The 23,670-nt window shown below is 69.7% G+C and carries 20 protein-coding genes; 11 read left to right on the top strand and 9 right to left on the bottom strand.

Features of this window, described 5'->3' with window-relative positions; genetic code table 11:
- Positions 1–6 precede the first annotated feature (6 nt).
- Entirely contained in the window at positions 7–255 is a 249-nt protein-coding gene (locus EP757_RS23755; protein WP_127549481.1) for a DUF3040 domain-containing protein, read from the top strand.
- A gap of 44 nt (positions 256–299) precedes the next feature.
- Here EP757_RS23755 and EP757_RS23760 read toward each other — a convergent pair whose 3' ends face one another.
- Positions 300–1,463 (bottom strand): NAD(P)/FAD-dependent oxidoreductase, encoded by a 1,164-nt coding sequence (locus tag EP757_RS23760; protein ID WP_127549483.1) that lies wholly within the window; start codon positions 1,461–1,463, stop codon positions 300–302.
- Between the two features lie 110 nt (positions 1,464–1,573).
- Here EP757_RS23760 and EP757_RS23765 point away from each other — a divergent pair, with 110 nt between their 5' ends.
- Positions 1,574–1,849 (top strand): hypothetical protein, encoded by a 276-nt coding sequence (locus EP757_RS23765; protein ID WP_127549485.1) that lies wholly within the window; start codon positions 1,574–1,576, stop codon positions 1,847–1,849.
- Positions 1,849–4,182: a DUF4132 domain-containing protein gene (locus tag EP757_RS23770; RefSeq protein ID WP_127549486.1), complete on the top strand. Its 2,334-nt coding sequence runs from the start codon at positions 1,849–1,851 to the stop codon at positions 4,180–4,182. The genes EP757_RS23765 and EP757_RS23770 overlap by 1 nt, the downstream gene beginning before the upstream one ends.
- 23 nt (positions 4,183–4,205) lie before the next feature.
- Here the strand turns inward: EP757_RS23770 and EP757_RS23775 are convergent, their stop codons facing one another.
- Positions 4,206–5,390, bottom strand: a complete 1,185-nt coding sequence (locus tag EP757_RS23775) for a cytochrome P450 (RefSeq protein ID WP_127549488.1) — start codon at positions 5,388–5,390, stop codon at positions 4,206–4,208.
- 803 nt (positions 5,391–6,193) lie between these two features.
- A complete protein-coding gene (locus tag EP757_RS23780; protein ID WP_127549490.1) occupies positions 6,194–9,544 on the bottom strand; it encodes a bifunctional proline dehydrogenase/L-glutamate gamma-semialdehyde dehydrogenase in 3,351 nt (1,116 codons plus the stop codon).
- Between the two features lie 104 nt (positions 9,545–9,648).
- Between EP757_RS23780 and EP757_RS23785 the strand changes: the two genes are divergently transcribed.
- Positions 9,649–10,554: a LysR family transcriptional regulator gene (locus EP757_RS23785; protein ID WP_127549492.1), complete on the top strand. Its 906-nt coding sequence runs from the start codon at positions 9,649–9,651 to the stop codon at positions 10,552–10,554.
- Here the strand turns inward: EP757_RS23785 and EP757_RS23790 are convergent.
- Both EP757_RS23790 and EP757_RS23795 read right to left on the bottom strand, forming a co-directional pair.
- Positions 10,539–11,891, bottom strand: a complete 1,353-nt coding sequence (locus EP757_RS23790) for a S9 family peptidase (protein WP_127549494.1) — start codon at positions 11,889–11,891, stop codon at positions 10,539–10,541. The two genes, EP757_RS23785 and EP757_RS23790, sit on opposite strands and share 16 nt — an antisense overlap.
- 242 nt (positions 11,892–12,133) lie before the next feature.
- Entirely contained in the window at positions 12,134–12,889 is a 756-nt protein-coding gene (locus EP757_RS23795; protein ID WP_127549496.1) for a DeoR/GlpR family DNA-binding transcription regulator, read from the bottom strand.
- A gap of 58 nt (positions 12,890–12,947) precedes the next feature.
- Between EP757_RS23795 and EP757_RS23800 the strand changes: the two genes are divergently transcribed.
- From EP757_RS23800 to EP757_RS23810, 3 genes are all read left to right on the top strand, one after another.
- Positions 12,948–13,295 (top strand): DUF4406 domain-containing protein, encoded by a 348-nt coding sequence (locus EP757_RS23800; protein ID WP_232049967.1) that lies wholly within the window; start codon positions 12,948–12,950, stop codon positions 13,293–13,295.
- Complete coding sequence (locus EP757_RS23805; RefSeq protein ID WP_127549497.1) at positions 13,292–13,942, top strand: NUDIX domain-containing protein; 651 nt, start codon at positions 13,292–13,294, stop codon at positions 13,940–13,942. The genes EP757_RS23800 and EP757_RS23805 overlap by 4 nt, the downstream gene beginning before the upstream one ends.
- A 153-nt stretch (positions 13,943–14,095) precedes the next feature.
- Positions 14,096–14,656, top strand: a complete 561-nt coding sequence (locus tag EP757_RS23810; protein WP_127549499.1) for a hypothetical protein — start codon at positions 14,096–14,098, stop codon at positions 14,654–14,656.
- Here the strand turns inward: EP757_RS23810 and EP757_RS23815 are convergent.
- The 3 genes from EP757_RS23815 to EP757_RS23825 form a co-directional block, all read right to left on the bottom strand.
- Positions 14,640–15,308 carry a hypothetical protein gene (locus EP757_RS23815; protein WP_127549501.1) on the bottom strand — a complete coding sequence of 223 codons (669 nt, stop codon included), beginning with the start codon at positions 15,306–15,308 and terminating at the stop codon, positions 14,640–14,642. The two genes, EP757_RS23810 and EP757_RS23815, sit on opposite strands and share 17 nt — an antisense overlap.
- Before the next feature lie 7 nt (positions 15,309–15,315).
- The gene (locus EP757_RS23820) at positions 15,316–15,702 is read right to left on the bottom strand and encodes a glyoxalase/bleomycin resistance/extradiol dioxygenase family protein (RefSeq protein WP_127549503.1); all 387 of its coding nucleotides are present in this window, start codon (positions 15,700–15,702) and stop codon (positions 15,316–15,318) included.
- Between the two features lie 84 nt (positions 15,703–15,786).
- On the bottom strand, positions 15,787–17,661 hold the full coding sequence (locus EP757_RS23825) for a phosphatase PAP2 family protein (RefSeq protein ID WP_127549505.1): 1,875 nt from the start codon (positions 17,659–17,661) through the stop codon (positions 15,787–15,789).
- Between the two features lie 156 nt (positions 17,662–17,817).
- Here EP757_RS23825 and EP757_RS23830 point away from each other — a divergent pair, with 156 nt between their 5' ends.
- The 4 genes from EP757_RS23830 to EP757_RS42895 all read left to right on the top strand — a co-directional run bounded on the left by EP757_RS23830 (position 17,818) and on the right by EP757_RS42895 (position 22,390).
- Entirely contained in the window at positions 17,818–19,122 is a 1,305-nt protein-coding gene (locus tag EP757_RS23830) for a jacalin-like lectin (RefSeq protein WP_127549507.1), read from the top strand.
- A 94-nt stretch (positions 19,123–19,216) separates the two neighbouring features.
- Positions 19,217–20,080 carry a PrsW family intramembrane metalloprotease gene (locus EP757_RS23835; RefSeq protein ID WP_232049968.1) on the top strand — a complete coding sequence of 288 codons (864 nt, stop codon included), beginning with the start codon at positions 19,217–19,219 and terminating at the stop codon, positions 20,078–20,080.
- A gap of 75 nt (positions 20,081–20,155) precedes the next feature.
- On the top strand, positions 20,156–21,526 hold the full coding sequence (locus EP757_RS23840) for a pyridoxal-dependent decarboxylase (RefSeq protein ID WP_127549511.1): 1,371 nt from the start codon (positions 20,156–20,158) through the stop codon (positions 21,524–21,526).
- A 696-nt stretch (positions 21,527–22,222) separates the two neighbouring features.
- Positions 22,223–22,390, top strand: coding sequence for a hypothetical protein (locus EP757_RS42895; RefSeq protein WP_160165869.1), 168 nt, complete (start codon positions 22,223–22,225; stop codon positions 22,388–22,390).
- 536 nt (positions 22,391–22,926) lie between these two features.
- Here the strand turns inward: EP757_RS42895 and EP757_RS23845 are convergent.
- Positions 22,927–23,631, bottom strand: coding sequence for a GAF and ANTAR domain-containing protein (locus EP757_RS23845; RefSeq protein ID WP_127549513.1), 705 nt, complete (start codon positions 23,629–23,631; stop codon positions 22,927–22,929).
- Positions 23,632–23,670: the final 39 nt, after the last annotated feature.

The following is a 23,670-nucleotide window of genomic DNA, read 5'->3' on the forward strand; positions in this document are numbered from 1 at the left end:
ACCAGCATGTCTACCAAAGACACACGCCGGGAGTTCGACCGGATCATCGGGAGACTGGCCGCGGAGGACCCGAAATTCGCAGCACCGCGCCCTCTGAGCAGGCAGATGCTCGTGGCGCTCGCCGTGGTCGGCGGCCTCGTCTGGGCCGGTCTCTCCGTGCTCATGGTCGTCTGGGGGGCCGCCGGCGTGGTGCTCACCTGCGCCGTGGTCGTCGCCTTCGTCCTCGCCGTGCTGCGCTGGAACCGCAGAATCTGATGACGAGCCGTGGTGCGGCCGGGCAGGCCGCACCACGGCTGTGTTCAGCTGGTCAGCTTCGCCAGGTTCGCCGGGTCGAAGAACTCGGCCGGTGACGTCACACCCGAGTTGAGGCGGGCGAAGGCGTCCATCTTCTCCTGGTCGCCGATGATCGCCGAGACGAGCTGGATCATCTGCTCGTCCGGCGGCTGCAGCGACGCGATGCCGAGCGTCATCTGGTAGACCGGCATGGCGCGGGCGTCCCGCTTCTCCTGGTAACCCCGCAGCGCCTCGTCGGTGCCGGTGGTGAGCGCCTCGGCCAGGTTCTCCGCGTCCAGGAACGCGTCGGTGATGCCCTGCGCCGTGATGTAGTCGCGGTTGTACCCGGCGTCACCGACCAGCGCCCACCCCGGGCCGGCCGGCACCCGGAAGTAGTTCGGCACCGAGGTGCCGGCCAGCTTGGACTCCAGCTTGGCGCCGGCGATGCGGTCGGCGAAGGCGGGGGAGAGCGCGAACGTACGGTGAAGCTCGCCCTCGATGTCGTTGCGGTGCTCGGCCAGCTCGGCGTAGGGCCAGCCGCCGATCACCAGGGTGAGGTCGTCGTTCGTCGGGCAGACCGCCCAGCCCCGGCCGGGCCGGCTGTACGCCTCGAAGGTGTCCGTCGGCAGGTTGCTCCAGTAGCCGTAGTAGCCGACGGTGAGCGGCCCCTGATCCTGGTAGAGCTCGGCGTCGACGGCCTTCGCGACCACCGAGTTGCGGCCGTCGGCGCCGACCACGAAGCGGGCCCGCTCGACGGTCGAGCCGCTGCGGATGCCCACGACACGGTCGTTCTCGAACAGGACCTCCTCGACGCTGAAGTCCTCGCGTACCTCGGCGCCTGCCTCTGCCGCGGCATCCAGCAGGATCTTGTCGAGGAGGGTGCGCCGGGGAGCGTAGGCGTAGGGCGACTCCGGCGTCCCGGGCGCTCCGGCCAGACTGATCGGACCGAAGTCGAACGAGTAGCGACCCACCGGCGGGCAACCGGTCGCCGCGATCCGGTCGAGCAGGCCCCAGCGCTTCAGCGCGGCCGCGCCCGGCGGGTGGATGACGTGGGTGGAGACCGTGTCGCTGGGGAATGTGGCCCGGTCCACCAGCAGCGTGCGGTGTCCCTGCCTGGCCAGGAGCATCGCGAGCGGGGCGCCGGCACAGCGCGCGCCGACCACGATGACGTCGTACTCGGGATTCGTCATGAATGTCCTCACATCGATCTTGCGGCCATAGTGGACGGTTCGACCGGTGCTGTCCATGGGCCGACCGGCTCTCGAGGAAAGTGTCATACCCCGGTGGCAGAGTTCGCGGCGTGCTGAAAGTTGACATCGTCGATGAGGCGACCAGCGGGCGTCCGCCCGTGCGGTGGCAGCTGGAGTTCCTTGATGACCGGCCGACGCTCCGGGAGCTGATCCTGGGGTTCTCGGCGCTCTCGGCCGCGCCACAGCGAGCGGTCGATTCCTTCTCCCGCAACGGGTTCGTCGTGCTGGTCGGCGGCCGCCAGATCGAGGATCTCGACGAGGTGGTCGATCTGAGCGGCGGTGCCGAGGTGACCTTCCTGCGGCTCGTGCCCCTGGCCGGCGGCTGATGTTGTCCGCCGACGAGTTCCTCGCGGGGCGGCGCGGTGGCCTCGACGCCGATGCCGACGCCTCCGTGCTCACCGGCGAGGATCTCGGCACGCTGCTGCCGGTCGCCTACTCCTCGCGGGCCCGGCTCGCGTCCCCCCGGCTGAGCCGCGGTGTCCTCAACGCCTGCCAGACCCGCCAGCCGTCGTTCACCCCGGCGGCGTTCACCGCGTTGCTCAGGACTCTCGTCGCCGAGGGCGGTCACGGCGATCCGGTGCTTGCGGCCTGCGCCCTGCTCCGCCTGTCCGGTCCGCCACCCGCGGAGGCGTCCCGGCTGGCGGGCAAGCTGGTGACTTCCTCTTCTCCGTTCGCGGGAAGGGCACTGGCAGCGCTCAGTGGCGCCCGTCCGCGCCGTGGCTCCGACGAGGTGAAGGTGCTGACCGCCGCCGGCCCGGCCGCTCTCGCCCTGGTCAGCGAGATCGCCGAGGCCCGCGCGGTCTACTACTCCCCGCCGCAGCTGCCCGACGTGTGGGAGCGGCTGGCCGCCGTCCCGGGCTATGCCGAGTTCACCCGCCGCGCCCTGGCGCAGGCCCGCGACCACGTCGGCGACATCCACGCCCGCCGGGTCGTGTTCAAAGCCGACGCCGCCTTCGACGCCGACCGGGTGCAGACCCTCGGCCGCGCGGTCCGGGTCGCCCTGCTCCGCGACGAGCCCTGGCTCCTCGACGTCCTGCGCCCGCTCGTGCTCGGCGTCGCCGTCGCCCCGACCGCGGCGAAGACGCTTCCCTCGCAGGCCCTGCTCTACGAGGTGGCCCGTGCCGCCGAGGAGATGCCCACGCCCGAGCTGCTGGCGCTGGTGCGGGAGGCCCGGGAGACCGCCCGGCACAAAGGCGTCCACCAGCAACTCGACCGCAAGATCCAGCGAATCGTGCGTTCCCTCGGTGACCGTCCCGACGTGGCCCTGCGCCTGCCCGACCTCGGCTTCGACGGCGAGGGGGTGCTGATGGTCCCGGTCGGCGCCCACGAAGCTGTGGTGACGGTGGGGGAGAGCGTGTCGCTGGGGTGGCGCCAGGCGGGTGCCGGTTCCCCGGGTGGCGTGCGGGCGGGTGGCGCGCGGGCGGATGGCGCGCGGGTGTCCGGGGCGGTGCCTGCTGTGGTGCGGCGGGAGCGACCGGAAGCGGTCAAGGAGCTTCGTGACCTGGTCAAGCAGGTGCGGGGACATCTGGCGACGGTGGCTCGGTCGCTGGAGGCGGGCTTCGCGACCGGGCACGAGTTGTCCTATCAGGAGTGGTGTTCCCAGCTGATGGCGAACGCTCTGGGCCGTCAGGTCGTGGGCCGCCTCATCTGGGAGTTCCGCCATCCGGACGGTGGGTGGCATGCGGTTCTTCCCGTCGGTTCCTCCTTCGTCGGGGCCGATGGTGGTGCCGTGGCCGAGCCTCCGGCTGAGGGGCGGATCCGGTTGTGGCATCCGCTCCGGGCTACCGGGGACGAGGTTCAGGCGTGGCGTGACCTGTTGAGCGGGCGGCAGGTGCGGCAGCCGATCAAGCAGGCGTACCGCGAGGTCTACCGGCTCACTCCGGCCGAGGAGGAGACCGGTGACTATTCGAACCGGTTCGCGGCGCACATCGTGCACTACAAACAGCTGTATGCGCTGTTCAAGGGGTTCGGCTGGACCACGTCGATGCTCGGGCCGTGGGACGGCGGCGGACAGGCTGACGCGACCCGGGTGGTGGCCGGCGGGAAGTGGCGGATCGGTCTGTCGCACGACTATCGCGACGAGACCGCCGGCGGGGTGGTCTGGGCCGGCACCGACCGGGTGTGGTTCGAGCGGCGAGCCGGCGGGAGCTGGCGGAGTGTGCCGCTCGCCGAGGTGCCGCCGCTGGTGTTCAGCGAGGCGATGCGAGACGTCGACCTGTTCGTCTCGGTCACCTCGGTCGCCGCGGATCCCACGTGGTTCGACGGGCACCTCGACTACTGGCGGCGGGAGAACGACGCGGCGCTGACCGCTACGGCCGAGGTCCGGCGGAGCGCGCTCGCACGGATTCTTCCTCGTACGAAGATCGGGTCTCGGTGTGAATTGACCGATCGGCACCTCGTCGTCCGGGGCGAGCTGCACACCTACCGGATTCATCTGGGCAGCGGAAACATCCTGATGGAGCCCGGAAACACGTACCTCTGCATCGTCCCTGCCCGGAAGGGGCCGCAGGAGGAGATCTTCATCCCGTTCGCCGAGGACCGGCTCGCGGTGATCCTCAGCAAGGCCTTCCTGCTCGCCGACGACACGGCCATCACCGACCCGTCGATCGTCAGCCAGCTACGGCGCTCGAATCCAGCCGATGCGGGGGCTCCTGCTTGATCGACACGGAGAACCCTGGCCGGTCAGGTGGTGGTGATCGGGAGGGAGGCGTAGCCGCGGAGGACGAGGCGGTCGCGGCGGGCCGGAGTGCCGGCCGCAGCGAGGGCTGGGAGCATCGTCAGGAGCAGGGGGAACGCCACCTGCGCCTCCAGCCGGGCCAGTGGCGCGCCGAGGCAGTAGTGGGCGCCGCCGCCGAAGGAGACCGGCTGGATGGAGGGGCGGTCCGGGTCCAGGCGATGCGGGTCGGGGTAACGGGCCGGGTCGCGGTTCGCCGCGCCGAGCAGCATGGTCAGCGGGGTGCCGGCCGGGAGTTCGACGCCCGTGCCGAGGTCCAGCGTCGTCCCGGTGAAACGCGTCGTGAGCTGAACCGGTGAGTCGTACCGGAGGATCTCCTCGACGAACGCGGGCGCAAGACCCGGCTCCCGGCGCAACCGATCACTGGAATCGGGGCGCTCCAGCAGGAGTGCGAGACCGGTGCCGAGCAGGTTCGTGGTGGTCTCGAAACCGGCCACGAGCAGCAGCACCAGGTTGGCGAGCAACTCCTGACCGGTCAATGATCCGTCGGCGGCCAGCGCGCTCGTCAGGTCCTCCCGCGGGCTGCGGCGGCGCTCGGCGATCAAGCCGATGAAGTAATCCTCCAGCTCACGGCCGGCCGTGTCCGCCGTGCGCATCTCCTCCTCCGTACTGATCGGCTCGAGGACGACGGTCAGGTCCGCGGCCCGCTGCCGAAACCATTGGCGATCGGAATCGGGCACGCCGAGCAGGGCACAGATCACCGCGATGGGCAGCGGATAGGCGAACGCGCTGACGAAATCGGCCCGCTCCGGCATCTCCTTGATCAGATCCTCGGCCAGCTCGGTGATCACATCACGCATGCCGGCCACCCGCCGCGCGGTGAACGTCGACGCCGCCGCGCGCCGGATCCGGGTGTGCTCGGGCGGGTTGTACTGCAGCATCGACATCACGATCGAGGCGACCGCGCGGTTCTCCCGCCAGTCCGGCCAGCCGATGTCGTAGTCGGCGGCGTCGGCCACGCGCAGGCTCGGCTCGCGCAGGAGGCGGTTCGTGAGCTCGTGGGTCGTGACGAACCAGCGGCCGTCCAGCGCCTGGAAGATCGGCGAGTGCTCGCGGAGGGCGTCGTAGGCCGGGTACGGGTCCAGGCGGCCCTCGGAGGAGAACAACGACGCGAGCGCGGTTTCGTGGTCCATGCGGTTCAGTGTCGCGCGTGCGGACAAACGGGTCGGAGCGGCGCTCGGTCAGCGGCGCGAGCAGGGTCCGGTGTCCCGTTACCCCCTCCACGAGATCTTGGGCAATTCTCCACACTGGAGTGTCAAGGATGGCTCAAGATCTGCTGGGTGTGGTCGGGGCGGGCCGGGGTGGAGTGGTGTGGGTCGGTGCCCGGGCCGCCTTTAGCGAGATGTTGGGCGTTGTTCGACGTTGGGGTGTCGAGGATGGCTCAAGATCTGGTGGGTGTGGTCGGGGCGGGTCGGGGCGGGGCTGGGGCGGAGTGGTGCGGGTCGGTGTCCGGGCGGGCCTTCAGTGAGATGTTGGGCGTTGTTCGACGTTGGGGTGTCGAGGATGGCTCAAGATCTGCTGGGTGTGGTCGAGGCGAGGCGAGGCGAGGCGAGGCGAGGCGAGGCGGGCCGGGGCGGAAGCGGTGCACATCGATGCCCGGGCCGGCCCTCAGCGAGATCTTGAGCGATCTTCGACATTGGGGTGTCAAGGATTGCCCAAGATCTGTGAGGGGGGTCGGGGATTGCGCCAGGTAGTGCCGGGCCGTGAGGCAGTGCCGATGGCAGGGCTGGGGCGGCCCCGAGCGGCGCCGGGACGGACTAGGACCCCCGAGCGGCGCCGGGACAGAGCTGCCGGGACAGAGCTGCCGGGCTAGAGCTGCCGGGACAGAGTTGCCGGGACTGGGCTGGCAAGACAGAGCTGGCATAGATGTGGGGTCAGGGAGCAGTACCGGCCGGCGCCGGCCGGTACTGCTGCTGCTGTCACAAGGCCGCTGCTGTCACAAAACCTCCGCCGCCAGCGCGAGCGGGTTGCCGAAGCGGTGGGCGGTGATGCTCACTGCCTGCTCATGGATGAACGGCAGCAGCTCGACCTGACCGGATTCGGTCACCGGGCCGGCCCAGACGGCGAGGTCGGGACGGCCGCCGGTGGCCTCCAGGAGAGCGGGGCCGGAGCCGCCGATCAAGCGGACGCGGCCGGCGGAGAGGCCCGCAGCGAACGTGGCGTCGTCCTCGATGACGGTCTGCGGGAAACGGGCCGTCAGCGAGGCCGGCAGCGGCTCCGCCGCCGAGATGCGCATCTCGGAGCCGGCGACGGTGCCGGCGGCCAGGACCCGGACCAGGTCGGCGACCGTACCGCCGGCGGCGAGGCGGACCGTGACCGGGCAGGGCAGATACCGGAGGACGTTGCGCTCGGCTTCGAGGCCGGACACGTCGGACGGTGCCAGCGGGAAGGCGGCGTCACTGCGGGCGGCGCGGTCGATCATGGAGATCTCGTCGGGGGAGAGGAAGGCGCGGGCGGAGGACAGCAGCGTCCGCACTCCAGCGTCGGTCACCGGGGCCGAAGCCGTCGACGGGCGCGACTCCCAGCCGGTGAGGCCGATCAGGTAGTTCGGGCCGCCGGCCTTCGTGCCCGGTCCGACCGCTGATCGCTTCCAGCCACCGAAGGGCTGGCGCCGGACGATCGCACCGGTGATGCCCCGGTTCACATAGAGATTCCCCGCCTGTACGCGATCAAGCCACGTGCGGATCTCGCCGGCGTCGAGCGAGTGCAGCCCCGAGGTGAGACCGAAGTCGACCTCGTTGACGATGTCGATCGCCTGGTCCAGGCCGTCCGCGGTCATGATGCCGAGGATCGGGCCGAAGTACTCGGTGCGGTGGTACGCCGACCCGCGCCGCACACCGTCGCGCACGCCAGGGCTCCACAGCTTGCCCGAGTCGTCCAGCTGACGAGGTTCCAGAAGCCACTTCTCGCCCTGACCGAGACTGGTCAGCCCGTCCAGCAGCTTCCCGGCGGCGGGTTCGACCAGCGGGCCGACCTGGCTGCGCGGATTCGACGGGTAGCCGACCTCCACCGACGAGACGGCGTCGAGCAACTGTGTACGGAACCGCTCGGAGTGCGCGACCGAACCGACCAGGATGACCAGCGACGCGGCCGAGCACTTCTGGCCGGCGTGACCGAAAGCGGACGAGACGACGTCCTTGACGGCCAGGTCCAGGTCGGCGCTGGGCGTCACGATGATGGCGTTCTTGCCGCTCGTCTCGGCGAGCAGCGGCAGGTCGGAGCGGAACGAGCGGAACAGTTCGGCGGTCTCGTAGGCGCCGGTCAGGATGACCCGGTCGACGAGCGGATGGGCGATCAGTTCGCGGCCCAGCTCGTTCTCCTCGACCTGGAGCAGGGTGACCAGGTCGGGGTCGGCACCGGCCACGCCGAGGGCGTCCCGGACGACGCCGGCGAGCACGGTGCCGCAGCGCTCGGCCGGACCGGCCGGCTTGAGCACGACGGACGAGCCGGCGGCGAGGGCGGCGAGCACCGAACCGGCCGGGATCGCGACCGGGAAGTTCCACGGCGGGGTGACCAGAGTGAGCCGGGCCGGGACCGGGACGGCGCCGTCGGTTTCGGTCAGTGTCGCGGACAGCTCGGCGTAGTAGTGCGCGAAGTCGACGGCCTCGGAGATCTCCGGGTCGGCCTGGTCGGCGGTCTTCCCGGCCTCGGCGGCCATCACTTCGAGGAAGGTGTCCCGGTGGGCTTCGAGCGCCTCACCGATCTTGTGCAGGACGGCGCGGCGGTCGGCGCCGCCCCAGCTCGCGGCGGCGGCCTTCTCCACGGCGGCGTCCAGGTGCTCGCGGTCGGCGATGCGCGGCAGGTCGAAGCCGAGCTGCGAGTCGGCCGACTTCTCCAAGATCGCGCGGAACCGGGAGCGGTTGACGGCCACGGCCGGGTCGGTGTCCGCGGTGTTGACGAACAGGCCCGGCTCAGATTTCGGGACTGCCGCGTAGCGGTCGGCGACCCGGTTCGGTGTGGGCACGGTGTCGTCCAGATCCGCCAGCGATGCCAGGAAACGCTGCTCCTCGCGGGCGAACAGGGCCGAATCCGAGTGCAGCTCGAACACCGCTGACATGAAGTTGTCCGAGCTCGCACCCTCTTCGAGCCGTCGAATCAGGTAGGCGATCGCCACATCGAACTGCTCCGGCCGTACGACCGGGGTGTAGAGAAGCAACCCACCGACCTCGCGCCGCACCGCCTCGGCCTGACCCTCGGCCATACCGAGGAGCATCTCGAACTCGATCCCGCTGCGCACGTCGCGCTTTCCAGCCAAGATCCAGGCGTACGCCACGTCGAACAGGTTGTGACCGGCAACCCCCAGACGGACGTTCTTGATCCGGTCGGGCTGCAGGGCGTAGTCGAGCACCCGCTTGTAGTTGGTGTCGGTGGCCTGCTTGCTGTCGCAGGTCGCGACCGGCCAGCCGTGCAGTTCCGCCTCGACCCGTTCCATCGGCAGGTTCGCGCCCTTGACCAGGCGCACCTTGATCCCGGCGCCGCCGCGCTCGCGGCGAGCAGCCGACCACGCCTGCAGGCGCATCATCGCGTCGAGCGCGTCCGGCAGGTAGGCCTGGAGCACGATGCCGGCCTCCAGCTTGAGCAGCTCGGGACGGTTCAGCAGCTTGGTGAAGACCGCGATCGTGAGGTCGAGGTCCTTGTACTCCTCCATGTCGAGGTTCACGAACTTGCCGGTCTCGGCGGCGAGCGTGAAGAGCGGGGTCAGCTCGTCGACGATGTCGGCGACCGACTCCTCGAACGCCCACGGGTTGTGCGGGGCGACCGTCGACGACACCTTGATCGACACGTAGTCGACGTCGGGGCGGGCCAGCAGGCGCTCGGTGCTCTTCAGCCGCTGAGACGCCTCGCCACGGCCGAGGACCGCTTCGCCGAGGAGGTTGACGTTCAGGCGTACGTCGCGCTTCTTGATCTTCTCGATCGCCTTGCCGAGCTTGGCGTCGGTGGCGTCGACGATCAGGTGTCCCACCATGTGCCGCAGCGCGCGGCGGGCGATCGGGACGACCACGCCGGGCATGATCGGCGCGAAGAAGCCGCCGGCTTTGACGGCCGCGCGGAGATGCATCGGAAGGAACGCCGGGATATCAGCGGATAAATCCCGCAAAGAACGGGCGCTGACCCGCAGGTCCTCGGGGCGGATCACGCCGTCCACGAAGCCGACGGTGAACGCCAGGCCCTTCGGGTCGCGCAGCACACCGGCCAGCTGCTTCGCCGAACCGCCGACGCGAACGTCAGCCGCCTCGCGCAGCCAGCGCCGTACCACAGCGATCGTCTCTTCGGCGATCTCAGACATCGGGATGCTCCTTCCGGTTTCGGCAACAGTGTGAGTCCGGGCATCCGGTTAGGAAAAGCGAAGCTTTCTGACGTTTACTCTTCAGTTCGGCTTATCTTTTTAAAATGCTGGAGATCCGTCGTCTGATCCTGCTCCGCGAACTGGCCGTCCGGGGCACACTCGCGGCGGTTGCCGAGGCGCTCAACTTCACCCCGTCGGCGGTGTCGCAGCAGCTCAGCCTGCTGGAGAAGGAGACCGGCACCCAGCTGCTGCGCAAGGCCGGCCGCCGCGTGCAGCTCACCCCGCAGGCCGAGGTCCTGGTCGCTTCGGTCGGCGAGATCCTGGACACGCTCGAACGCGCCGAGGCCCGGTTGCAGGCCGCTACGACACAGGTCACCGGGACCGTTCGGCTGGCCGTCTTCCAGTCGGCGGCGCTCGCCTTCATGCCGGCCACGCTGCGGGCCATGGCGCTGCGCTTCCCGGACGTCCGCGTCGAGATGGTGCAGCGCGAACCCGAGGAAGCACTGCGCGAGACCTGGGCGCGCGACTTCGACATGGTCATTGCAGAGCAATACCCGGCTCACGCCGCTCCGCACCATCCCGGCCTGGATCGGCGCGATCTGACCACCGACGCGATCCGGCTGGCGCTGCCGGCCGCGGACGTCTCGCTGCGGCCGGTCGACTCGCTGATGGACGCCCGGCACATGCCGTGGGTGATGGAGCCGCGCGGCGCCGCATCCCGGCACTTCGCCGAACAGCTCTGCCGCAGCGCCGGATTCGAGCCGGACGTCCGCTACGAGACGGCCGACCTGCAGGCGCACATGCGCCTCGTCGAGTCCGGCAACGCCGTCGCGCTCATCCCGGATCTCGTCTGGGCGGGACGGGAGACGTCCTGCCGGCTCCTGGAGCTCGACGGACGCCCCCGCCGCACGATCTTCACGGCCCAGCGGCTGGCGGGTTCGGCGTCACCGGCCGCGCGGGCACTACGAGAGGCGCTGACCGAAGCCGTCCGGCCTCAGCAGGGTGCGTAGTTCGCCCGTACCCCCACAGTGAAACGACAACCGAAAGCCGCCGCAGCGACAGTGCGCCGATCCAGGATCGCGTCGCCCGCCGGGCGGCGGCCCGTCTCGACCCAACGCACCAGATCGTCGAAGCCTTTCCGCAGCTCCGGCTGGGTGAAGCCGCAGTGCGCGACGTCGCGGATCGCGCGGGAGACGAAGAGCCTCGAACCCGCCCGCTTGGCGTACTCCTGCTCCATGGAGAACGGGACGAACAGGTCACCGATGCCGTGCAGGGACAGCACCGGGATGCGCGGCTTTCCATCGATGCGCGGTACGCCGTTCAGGCCCGGGTCGGCGACGGCGGTCCGCTTCACGCGCAGCACGTCCTTGTTGAGCTGCCACTCCGCGGCGGTCGGCCGGCGCTTGTCGGTGCTGCGGTAGAACGTCCGCCGGTTGTCGGTCAGGTTGCCGGGCGCGATCCCGGCCGTGCCACCGGACAGTCCCGGGTAGAGGCTGAACAGGAACGGCAGCCCGGCCTGGCTCGCCGCGTTCCAGTAGGCGAACGCGTAGTCGAATCCGGGTCGTTCACCGCCGCTGCGCCGTTCCAGGACATCGGACCAGGTCCTGTTCTTGTCCCCGGCTTTGAGACCTTGGACGATTGCGGCGACCTGCGGGCCGAACGTCGCGGCGTCGGTCGGGAACGCGATGTCGACCCCGGCGAGGGCGGCCGCCGTGACATTCGCATCCAGGAAGTAATCGAACAACTCGACGTCGCCGAGCACACCACAGGTGGGCATGGCCCCCACGAAGTCCCGCGGGTACTCCTCGATCGCCACGGCCGTGACGTGCCCGCCCATCGACGCGCCGGTGATGTACACCTTCCGCGCGTGCTTCCCGGTCGCCTTCCGGAACACGCCGATCAGCGCATGCGTGTCCCGCACACCCTGCCCCACGTCGTACCCGTTCGTCGCATAACTGGAGGCGGCCCAGGCGAACCCGCGGTCGATGTAGTGCTGCCGCAGAGCCGGATTGTCGACGTAGACCGTCGTCCCGGTGCCGCGATAGCCGTGCGCGTAGACGACGAGCTGCCCGTTCCACCGCTTCGGCACCTCGATCCGGTAAGCGGCGTCGTCCTTGATCCCGGTGTAGGTGTGGGCACCGGTCAGTGCGGCGAACGGCGTCCCGTCCAGCTCGCAGTCGGGGTCGGCGATCGTGTAGCCGGGCCGCCCCGGCGTTGGCGCCGTGCATTCGGCGTTGGTCTGGGTGGGCGCTGCTGTCTGGGTGGGCGCTGCGCTGGCCGGCACCGGTGCCACGACCAGTATGGACAGTGCGAGCGCCGCGGCGATCCGGCTCCGGCTGAAGATCATTGGCGTTACCTCCCAGTAACATCCAAGGATCAGTGAAGATCGATGTCAATACAGCTTTGAGTCGGCCTTTCCAGCCTCGAGGATTTGATCGCCACGCCGACTTCCGAGCTGCGCCGGCCTTCTCGCCATGGCCGCCTGGCTCGACCGGCGGCGCATGAGCTTGCGGGCGGGGACGGCCTTGCGTGGCACGCAAGGCCGTCCGCCGCGAGTCCGGGTGCTCATGCGACGACTCGTACAAGGAATCAGGCTTCTATGATCGCAATGCCGTCGCGGCGGAGCTCTTCGACGACGGGATGGCCGGGATCGGCGTCGGTGATGACGGCGCTGACGTCGGTGGCGGGCAGGACGACGAACGGGGACGCGGCGCCGATCTTCTCGCTGCTGGCCAGGACGTAGACGTCGGCTGCTCGGGAGGCGAGGGTTCGTTTCATCGCGGCCTCGTCGGCGTCTCCAGTGGTCAGGCCCGCCTCGTGGTGGACGCCGGTGACGCCGAGCAGGAAGAGGTCCGCGGTGACCAGGCGGGCCGCCTCGGCTGCCGCGGCGCCGGAGGTGACGGCCGAGTGCTTGAAGAGGCGGCCGCCCAGTACATAGACCTCGACCGTCGGATGGTCGACCAGCGCCGCCGCCACGGTCGGGCTGTGCGTCACGATCGTGGCCCGCAGGTCGCGCGGCAGGGCCGACGTGACCGCGAGGGCCGTCGTGCCGCCGTCGAGCAGGACCGTCATGCCGGGGCGGATCAGCGCTGCCGCGGCGCGGGCCACCCGCTCCTTGCCGTCGACCGCGACGGTGGCCCGGGTCGCGTAGTCGGCCACCGCGGGCGACACCGGCAACGCGCCGCCGTAGACGCGCTGGCAGAGCCCGGCCGACGCCATCTCTCGCAGATCACGCCGGATGTTGTCCTCGGCGATGCCCAGTTCGGCAGCGACGTCCTTCGCCACCAGCTTGCCGTCGGAGTGCAGCCGGGCCAGGAGGTAGTCGCGTCGCTCCGCCGCAAGCATTACGTGTTTCTCCTCATTGTTGTCGACTGTTGCGCGTTTCGAGTGTACGTTTCCGGACGTGACAAAGCCACTGCTGATCCTGATCGCCGGCCCCTACCGCTCCGGCACCGGCGACGATCCCGCGAAGATGGCCGCCAACCTGGCCCGGCTCGAAGAGGCCGCGTGGCCGATCTTCCAGGCCGGACACATTCCGATGATCGGCGAGTGGGTGGCGCTGCCGGTGCTGCGGGGCGCCGGTCCGGACAAAGCGGACGACGTCTTCTATCCCACCGCACAACGACTCCTACAGCACTGCGACGCGGTGCTGCGCCTGCCCGGCGCGTCGACCGGCGCCGACCAGGACGTGAAGATCGCGCAAGAACGCGGAATTCCGGTCTACTACGAGATCTCCGAGATCCCGGCATGACGGCGGGCATCGACGTTCCGGACGCGCGCGGGCGCCGAGATCTGGATCAGGCGGGTCGCGATCTGACCGGCAACCCCGATGTGGTGATCCGTGACGTGGAGTTACTGGCCACGGCCTGGCATGTGCTGCGACGGACCACCTACGACTACCGGCGGCGAGATGGATCGTGGAGCCGGGAGCAGCGGGAGACATACGACCGGGGTGACGGCGCGACGGTGCTCCTCTACGATCCGGTCCGCCGCACCGTGCTGCTGACCAGGCAGTTCCGGTACCCGGTCTACGTGAACGGCCACCCGGACGGCCTGTTCACCGAGACCGCGGCCGGCCTGCTCGACGGCGACGATCCGGCCGCCGCGATCCGCCGGGAAGCGAGCGAGGAACTGGGCGTCACGGTGGGTGAGCTCGAACCGGTCTTCGCCGTCTGGATGAGCCCCGGCTCGGTCACCGAGCGTGTGCACTGCTTCGCGGCGCCCTATGACGCTTCGTCGCGCGTCGGCCCCGGCGGCGGCCTGATCGAGGACGGCGAGGACATCGAGGCGCTGGAGCTGCCGTTCGACGTCGCCCTCCGCCGGATCGAGACAGGCGAGATCGCGGACGCCAAGACGATCATGCTGCTGCAATGGGCGGCCTTGAAAGGCAAGATCTGACTTCCTTGTACGAGTCGTCGCATGAGCACCCGGACTCGCGGCGGACGGCCTTGCGTGCCACGCAAGGCCGTCCCCGCCCGCAAGCTCATGCGCCGCCGGTCAAGCCAGGCGGTTCCCTTCAGGCCGATGCCGGAGCGCCGATAGGCGTCGGACGTGCGAGTGAACAGAACCGCCACGGCAGCCGGCGCCTTCGTGGTGCTGGCGGGAGTCATCGCGGCCGCGGTGGAGACCCCGACCGGCGACTCGTACACCCCCACCCCCCGACCGGGCGTCTCGGCCTCGACGTGCGCCGAACTCGTCGATCAACTCCTCGAGCGGGACGGGCATGTCGGCCTGATGCACTGCACGGACGAAGGTGCCGTTCCGACGTCGCCGACCCCGTCGTACGAGGAGTGGCTGGACGCGAGGGACAGCTGGATCCCGGTGGAGCTGGGATCACGGCTCATCAACGGACGCGAAGCCTGCGTTCCCGACACCGACACCGATCCGGTCGTCGGCCCTGCCCCTTCCCTGTACGCCGAATACTTCGGTGCGCCCGGCAACGGCTTCAAGTTCGAGTTCCAGACCGTCGGCTCCGGCGAGACCACGACCGTCGTCTCCCCGTCACCGACCCTGACAACGGACTTCGCACCGGGCGCGACCTACCGGTGGCGTGTCCGCGCCGTCCAGCACACGGGCTGGTCGATCTGGTGCACGTTCACGGTGAAGGGCTGATACGACCGGTCCGGCTCCAGATCATGATCCCGGTACGGCGGGGCTCGGTGTGGGTCCAGCCGTGGAACAGCCGGATGGCGAGGTGCTCGGAGCGCCACCAGCGGTCGTACGGTCCGGAGGCCTCAGCGATCGGAGGCAGACCGGCGAGGAGTTCCCGCAGGCGCGCGCCGGCACTGTCGTCCGGCGTCCAGGCCTCCAGCGAACTGGGCGGCACGGGCTCCCACGATGCGAGTTCGTCCATGAGCGCGTGGCCCTCGATCAGGTGGCTGAACGACGGACTGACCTCCAGGAACGGGCCGCCCGCACTGACACCGAAACGGCCGTCGGTGTGGGCGAGGTACCTCACCGGTGACGCCACGTGCTCGCCGTGCCAGCCGAACGACCAGCCCGTACGTTCGGCCCGCGCCGCACCGAGCAGGTCGAACTGCCACCGGCGAACGGTGACGACCCGCTCGCCGCGGAGGCTGACGGTCCGGCGTACGTCGTAGCGCATGCCGCCGTACCGGTCGGTGAAGTGGTCCAGGCTCACCAGCAGCTCGGCCGGTCCCCGTCGTTCCGGGAGGGAACCAGGCTCCCGCTGCCGGACCGCGGCACGAGCCAGGAAGGACCGGGCCCGGTAGGAGAGCTCGCCGGGGTCGTCGAGGATGTGCACGAAACGATCACTGATGCCGCTGGAGTGGGGACTTGTCGCCCACGAGCCAGAGATGACCGTACGGATCGAAGAACCCACCTTGGCGGTGCGTGCCCCACGGCGCCGAGTGGTCGCGCACCGGGTCGTGGTAGTTCGCTCCCGCCTCGGCGGCGCCGGCGGCGACCGTGTCCGGGTCGTCGACGAACACCTCGATCCGTGTCGTGGTGCTGCCGAGCACCGCCGGGCTCTCCCACTTGTTGTTCGCGGGCTCCGCCAGGAAGAACGGCGCCCCATCGAGTTCCAGGCCGATGACCGAGCCGAGATTCCACAGCTCCGTGGCGCCGAGGGCGCGCTGATACCAAGCGGAGGCTGCCGCTGCGTCCGGCACCGCGAGCATCACGGAGATGGCGGTCATGACTCGCAGCATAGGCGCGGACACGGACCGGAGGGCTGCGGCGTAGCGGTGGGGACAGCGCTACGCCGCAGCCGGGGATGGTGGTCAGGCCTTGTGGAGGCGTACGGCGACCGTGTCGTTCTGGTGGATCAGGTCGGCTCGGTAGCCCGGGGTGGTGACCACCACCGTGGCGAAGCGGCCTCGGAGCCGGCGGGCCTTGAGGACCGGGACGGCCTTGTCCCCGTCGAACTTCCTGCCCTCGGTCACGGCGATCTCGAGGACCGTGGCGGCGCCGATCGTGGCTTCCTCGTGAATGGTCAGTGGGGTCGCGCCGTGCGGGCGGACCGTGGCGGAGAGGGTGCCGGCGCTGAGGCGGAAGGCGCCGCCGATGTGGACTCTCTCGGCGTCGAGGGCGAGTCTGCCGCCGGTGACCGTCACGTCGCCGTCGCCGAGGGCCTTCTTGGCGGCGGCGGCCAGGGTGCCCTGGGCGACCGTCGTACCGCCCTGGTAGTCGTTGTCGCCGGCCAGGGTCAGCGTGCCGGAACCCAGCTTGATCAGACCGCCGCGGCCCTCGATGTCGTTGCGCCAGGTGTCGGCTGACGCGAAACCGCCCGCCGCCGCGTCCAGGGTGACTGCCACCGTCGCGTCGAAGGCGGCGTAGCCGTCGGCCGCGGTGAACAGGTCGAGGCGGCCCCACTGCTCGCCGCCGTCCAGCAGCGGGTTGCCCGCGGCCAGGCCGGTGGTGCGCAGCAACTCCCGGCGCTGAGCGGCGTCCAGGTACGGGAAACGGGTCTCGAGGAGGATCTCGGCGCCCTTCGGCACGGTGAACGCGGAACGGTTCCGGGTACGCGGCAGGCCGTAGGACTGCTTGGGCTTGACGGTGGCCGCGTTGCGCGCGCGGTCGGCGTACCGATCATCGCCGTTGATCTGGGAATGGGCGTAGGCGAAGACGTCTCCGCCGACCTGGGACTGGAAGTAGGCGAGCGCCTGCGCCCGGGCCTCCGCCTTCAGCGTCGCGTTCGCCGGATCGCCGAGGATGGCGGCGGCGAGCGCGGTACCGAGGATGCGGCCGCCGATCACGTCGACCGGGGAGTGCATGCCCGCGATGATCCGGGTCTCGGCCAGGTCGTAGGCCGCCGTGATCATCTCCTGGAAGCGCTCCGGGACGGCGTACGCCAGAGCGATCGACGCGAGGTAGAGCGCGTTGGTGTGGCCGCTGACGTAACCGCCGTCCTCGGCCGGATTGGTGCTGCGCTGGCGGAGCAGTTGCGGCACGACCACCGTGTCCGAGTCGTAGACCGGGAAACCGAGTGCGTCGACCGTCCCGGTGTCCACGATCCGGCTGCCGGCGTTCATCCGCCACGGCCGCGGGTACTGGTACGCGAACTTCGCCGGGTTGCCCGACGAGTAGTTGCCCCGCAGCGTGTTGACGAGCGTGACCACCTTGCCGAGCGCTGACGACGGGGAACCGGCGCCGATGGCCGAACCCGCCGGGGCGCCGGCCGGGACCGCGTCGCTGATCGTGGTCGCCGGCGTCGTGGCGGGCGCCGAGGTGATGCTGGTGACGGCGAGCGCACCGGCCTTGTAGACGCCGGCGAGCGGGCCGAGACCGGCGATCACCGAGTAGCTCTGGTGCTGGCGGTCCACGATGAACGCGCGGGCGGCCTCGGCGTCGGTGCGGCCGTGGGTGGTCTTCACGCAGTAGCGGACGTTCGCCCGCAGGAAAGCCTCGTCGAGCACGGTCCCGGTGTTCCAGGCCGTGCCGGTCGACCAGACCTGCTTCATGCCGCTGAGGATGCGGACCGCGGCGTTCGTCTCGGCGGTCAGGTTCGCCGTGATGTTCGTCTGGTAGCTGTCGACGAAGGCCGCCGTGGCCGTGGCCGTGGTCGCTCCCGCCGCGAGGGCTTCGTCACCCAGGAGGAGAGGGCCGGCGATTCCGGCGGCGGAAGCGCGCAGCAGCGTACGGCGGCTGAGATTCATGTGGGAGCTCCGAGAAGAACGGCGTCAAGATCGCGGCTCAGCTTTCGGGTCCGCAGCGAAGATCACCCCAACTCTCCGTGTTGTGAACGTGAACAAACCTCAAAACGGCAGACCAGCCCGGTTCCGTAACTCGATGACCGCCGATATCTTCCGGGCATGATCCGCAGAGGATTCCTCGCGACCGGCACCCTCATCGCCGGCCTGCTCGCCGTCCCCGCTCCCGCGTACGCCGCCGGCGGCTCCTTCGACGTCCTCACCTACAACGTCGCCGGTCTGCCGGAACTGCTCTCCAGCGCCGAAGTCGACCGGAAGACCGCGCACACCGCGATCGGACAGCGGCTCGGCCCCTACGAGGTCGTCCACGTCCAGGAGGACTTCAACTACCACGCCTACCTCTACGCGGCGGACACCACGCACGCGTACCGGACGCCGACGAGCGGGGGAGCGGGCATCGGATCCGGGCTGAACAGCCTCTCGGCCGTCGCCTACGACACCGGCGACTTCGAGCGCGGCGACTGGAACTCCTGCCAGTTCGACTCCGGCGACTGCCTTACGCCGAAGGGGTTCACCTTCGCCCGGCACCGGCTCGCCGAGGGCGTCTACGTCGACTTCTACAACCTGCACACGAACGCCGGCACCAGCGCCGGCGACCAGGAGTCGCGGGCCGACAACCTGAGCCAGCTGACCGCGTTCATCGGCACGCACTCGGCCGGCAACGCGGTGATCGTCATGGGGGATACGAACACGCGCTACACCCGGACCGCCGACACGATCCGGGAGTTCGTGGCGGCGAACCGGCTCACCGACGCGTGGGTCACGTTGGAGCGCGGTGGAGTCGCGCCTGCTGCGGGAAGCGACGCCCTCCTCTGTGACGCGGCGGCGATCACCGACACCTGCGAGGTCGTCGACAAGATCCTGTATCGGAGCAGCACGTTCGTGACGCTGAGCGCTACGGCCTACCACAACGAGCACGCCGGGTTCGTCACCAGCGACGGCAGGATGCTCTCCGATCACTTCCCGATCAGCACATCGTTCACCTGGGCGACAAATCCGAAATATCGTTTTAGTGAGCAATTCGGCGGCCCGCACGGCTCCTACTTCACCGACATCGACGCGGTCGCCGACGCTCCAAGATCTATCGGACTCCGCGCGGGCAGCCGTGTTGATCAAATCTCGATCGGGGCGCTGGCCCACGGTGGCACGGGCGGGACTGCTGGAACGCTGCCGCTGAGCGCCGGTGAATATGTGACGAGCGCGTACCTGTGCCGTGGCAAGTACAACTCGCAGACCCGGATCTTCTACGCACGGTTCACGACGAACCTCGGCAACAGCATCGCCGGTGGAACGACTACCTCGGACTGCGCGACGTTCACCGCGCCTGACAATTCGTATATTTCTGGATTCCACGGCCGCGCCGGCTCCGAAGTCGACAAGCTCGGGGTCATCTACACGCTTCGCTGACTCGTGCGTCACGTTCCGCGTGGGAGGGCGCCCGGTACGGGTAACCGGGCGCCTGACGACGAGAGTGCGGAGGCGCGCCATGTACGAGACAGCGGTGAAACCCAAGAGGACCTGGCTGAGGGTCTTCCTGACCGGGCTCGGCCTGTGGCTGCTGACCGTCGTGGTCACGTTCGTGACCGGCAACCCCAACCTCGTCCCCACGCTGGTGCTGCTCGGCAGTTTCCTGGTCCCGGTCACGTTCGTGCTCTGGGCGTACGGCCGCCGGCACAGTGGCGAGGTGACGTCCGAGCTGCTGTTCAGCACGTTCGTGACCGGTGGCGTGCTCGGCGTCCTGTCCGCCTCGCTGCTGGAGACGTACCTGCTGCACCCGTCGCCGTTCCTGTTCGCCGGCGTCGGCCTGATCGAGGAGGCCGCCAAGCTCGCCGCTCTCGCCTTCCTCTGCCGCCACCTCCAGCACAAGTACGCCGTCGACGGCGTGATCCTCGGCGCCTCGGTCGGTTTCGGGTTCGCCGCGTTCGAGTCGGCCGGGTACGCCTTCACCGCCCTGTTCACCGAGAACGGCCTCTCCCTGCTGACCCTCGTACAGACCGAACTGCTGCGCGGCGTCCTCGCCCCGGTCGGCCACGGCCTGTGGACCGCGATCCTCGGTGGCGTCCTCTTCTCGGCGAGCGGCCGCCGGCACTACGCGTTCACGAAACGCCTGCTCGTGACGTACCTCGGGGCGGCGGTCCTGCACGCCCTCTGGGACAGCATGCACAGCATCGCCCTGAACCTGACGTTCATCCTGACCGGCTCGGCGGCGACGTCGACGCTGACCGCCTCGCAGGCGCACCTGTTCACCGTGCTCTCCTGGGGCGGGCTCATCCTGGTCTCGCTGATCGGCCTGGCCTGGCTGCTCCGGGTCCGCCGCCGCGCCGACCGTGAGGATCTCGGACTCCAGTGGAGGCTGGCGGCCTGAAACCCCGGCCGGGCCAGGCCATCGTCCGGCAAGTGGACCGCGACAGGTCGCGGGCGGGGACCTACGTTCGAGGACGTGGATCCACTACTCGCCGGCGACCTCGCCGATCTCCCGGGACTGCTCCAGACCACCCGCGACCATGCGGTCCGTCTTCTGGATGACCTGGAAGAGCGGGCGGTCGCCCGTACCCCCGCAGCAGTAAGACCAGCCACCCTCCCCGCGCGGGGAATCGGCGCTGCCGGCGCCCTGGAATCGTTCGGCGAGCGATGGGCGCCCGGATTCTCGGCGAGCGCGGGACCCCGCTACCTCGGCTTCGTGACCGGCGGCGCCACACCGGCAGCCCTCGCCGGGGACTGGATCACCGCGACCCTCGACCAGAACGGCTCGAACCGATCCGGATCGTCCGCCGCCGCGCTGGAGGACGAGACGGTCGGCTGGCTCCGGACCATGTTCAATCTCGGACCTGCTTTCGACGGCGCGTTCGTCTCCGGCGCCACGATGTCGAACATGGTGGGGCTCGCGATCGGCCGGGAATGGCTCGGTGAGCAGCTCGGTGTGCAGGTCTCGCAGGAGGGGATCGCGGCGCTCGGTCCGATCACGGTGCTTTCCGGTACGCCGCACTCCAGCATCGTGAAAGCCCTGGCGATGCTCGGAATCGGACGGTCGTCGCTGCGATCGGTGCCGACCCTCCCCGATCGGGAGGCCGTCGACGTGGCCGCGCTGGCCGCCGCTCTCGACGATCTCGGAGGGCGACCGGCCATCGTCGTGGCGAACGCCGGAACCGTCAACACCGTCGACTTCGACGACCTGCGGGCGATCGCCGCGCTGCGCTCCCGCTACCCGTTCTGGCTGCACACGGACGCGGCCTTCGGCGCCTTCGCAGCCCTCTCACCGACCTACGCGCACCTCGTCGACGGCCTCGACGAATCCGACTCGGTCTGCGTCGACCTGCACAAATGGCTCAACGTGCCGTACGACTCGGCCGTCCAGTTCACCCGCCGCCGCGACCTGCAGATCCGCGTCTTCCAGAACACCGCCGCCTACCTCGGCGACCCCGGCCCCAACCCGGACCACGTGCACCTCACCCCGGAGAACTCGCGCCGCCTCCGCGCCCTCGCCGCCTGGTTCACCCTGGCCGCCTACGGTTCCGCGGGCCACCGCGAGATCGTGGAACGCGACATCCAGGCGGCCCATCAGCTCGGTGCGCGGCTGGCGGCTCTTCCGGGCGTCCGGCTCCTTTCCCCGGTACGTCTGAACGTCTGCTGTTTCACCTTCCCCGGCGACATCCAAGCCGCCGTCCGATCGATCGCCGACGCGGGCGACGCCTTCCTGACCCCGACGGTCTACCGGGGGGAGCCGGCGCTCCGAGCCGCCTTCAGCAACTGGCGAACCACGCCGGCCGATGTGGACCGGGTGGTCGAAACCCTCCGCGAACACCTCCGCTAGGCGGCCGCCCCGGCCGGCCGCTCCAGTGCTTTGCTTCCGTGGTCTGCTTCCGTGCCCTGTTCAGCGCTCTGCCCCAGTCGTCTGCCTAAGCTCTTTGCCTTTGCCTCTGCCACAGCCGGTAGTAGCCGGTCGTAGCCACGATCTTGGGCGATCCCTTACATCCGGATGTCGAGAATCGCTCAAGATCCGCAGCGAGCCAGGCCCGCAGCCCTCGCCAGAGCCGCGATCTTGGCAAGCGGTGCCCGTATTTTGACCGGCGGTCGCCTAAACCTGCTGGAAAGGGCCGCCCCGCGCCCCCGCGTGTGCCGCGATCTTGAGCGATTGTCGCCACGCGAGTGTCGGGAATCGCTCAAGATCCGCAGTGAGGCAGGGCAGTAGTGAGAGCCGCAGTGAGGCAAGGCAGCGGTCCTCGCAACGGCCGCGATCTTGGGCGATCCCCTACACCTGAATGTGGGAGATCGCTCAAGATCGTGGTGGGGCAGGGGCGTGGTGAGGCGGGGTCGTGGTGAGCATGCCCGCAGTCCTCAGCATGGCCGCAGTCCTCGGCATGGCCATAGTCCGCGGCATGGCCACAGTCCGGGGCACAGCCGCGATCTTGGGTGATCACGAACACCTGAATGTGGGAGATCGCTCAAGATCGTGGTGAGGCAGGGGCGTGGTGAGGCAGGGGCGTGGTGAGGCGGGGTCGTAGTGGGCATGCCCGCAGTCCTCGGCATGCCCGCAGTCCTCGGCATGCCCGCAGTCCTCGGCATGCCCGCACTCGGCATGGCCGCGATCTTGGGTGATCACGGACATCCGGGTGTCGAGAATCGCTCAAGATCGGCGGCGGCGGAGGAGCTGCGGCTGCGGCCACGGCGGGCGTAGGCGCGACCGGCCGTGGCGGGGTAAGGCGGGCGTAGGGGCCGACCGGCCGTGGCGGGCAATCGGGCGTGGGCGCGACAGCTCGTGGCGGGGTCGGGTAGGGCTTGAGCGCGAGGGGCCATGGCGGGCGGTCGTGACGTGAGGGGTCATGGCATGACGGGTCATGACGTGATGGGCGTGGCGCGGATGGGGCGTGGCAAGTCGTGGCGCGGATGGGGCGTGGGGCGGGCTGCTGTTGCTCGGCGTCACGGGGATCTTGGAGGCCCGGCAGGGTTGTCGGAGCGCTGCCGGTGCTCACGGCCCCCTACTCTCCATCAACCGGCAATCACCCGGAGCCGAAGTGACGCTCGGTCACTCCCGACGCCCGAAATGTCGCGCAATGGCCGTGCGGCGCCTGGAGGTCGCGGTACGGCCCGAAGCGGCAACCACCGGCACCGAAGCCACTGACCTGGCGCAGCGCATGGTTGCTTGGTGATCGCCCCGACCACCGAAGAAGCCCGACCGAAACACGGCAGACAAGAAGAACCAGGACAGACTGATCAAGCGCGCGAGGCGCGTGCCACCAACTCAGCCGCCACATCGCGGAGCTTCCGGTTAGCGGTCTGGGACGCTTTCGACAGGATCGCGAAGGCCTCGTCAGCACTACAACGACGCTGCGACATGATGATGCCCTTGGCCTGCTCGATCACCGCCCGGCTGGCGAGCGCACGTTCCATCTGCCGGGCCAGGGCCGCCGTCGTGTCGTAGAGGTGGGCGTTCGCCAGGGAGATCGCGGCGTACCCGGCGAAGGTCTCGGCCAGGATCACCGAGTCCTCGTCGAAGGCGTGAGCGGTGGTGGCGTAGATGTTGAGGGCGCCGGTCACCGTCTCGTGGATGGGCAGGCCCACCGAGAGGGCGCTGTGTACGCCGACCGAACCGGCGTGCTGCTGCCAGCCGGGCCAGCGCCGTTCGGCCAGGACGTCGCCGACGAGCAGGGTGGCGCGTTCGGCGGCGGCGGCGAGGCAGGGGCCGCACTGGTTGTCGTACTGCCATTTGTCGATCCACAGCGCGGCGTCGCCGGTGCAGGCGACGGTACGGGGGCCGCCGGCGCGGATCAGGGTCACCGAGACTTCGAAGGCGCCGGGCACCGCTCGTTTCGCGAGCGTCGCCACCTGGTCGAGGACGCCTTCGAGATCGGTGTCGGCCAGCGCGATCCGGCCCAGCTCATGCAGGGCTGCGGTGGGTTCGGCAGGCGAAGGCTGCATGGTCTCGAGTCTCGGGTACGAATTGCTCGTCTCCTGTCG

It is taken from the genome of Actinoplanes sp. OR16 (assembly GCF_004001265.1).
GTDB lineage: Bacteria > Actinomycetota > Actinomycetes > Mycobacteriales > Micromonosporaceae > Actinoplanes.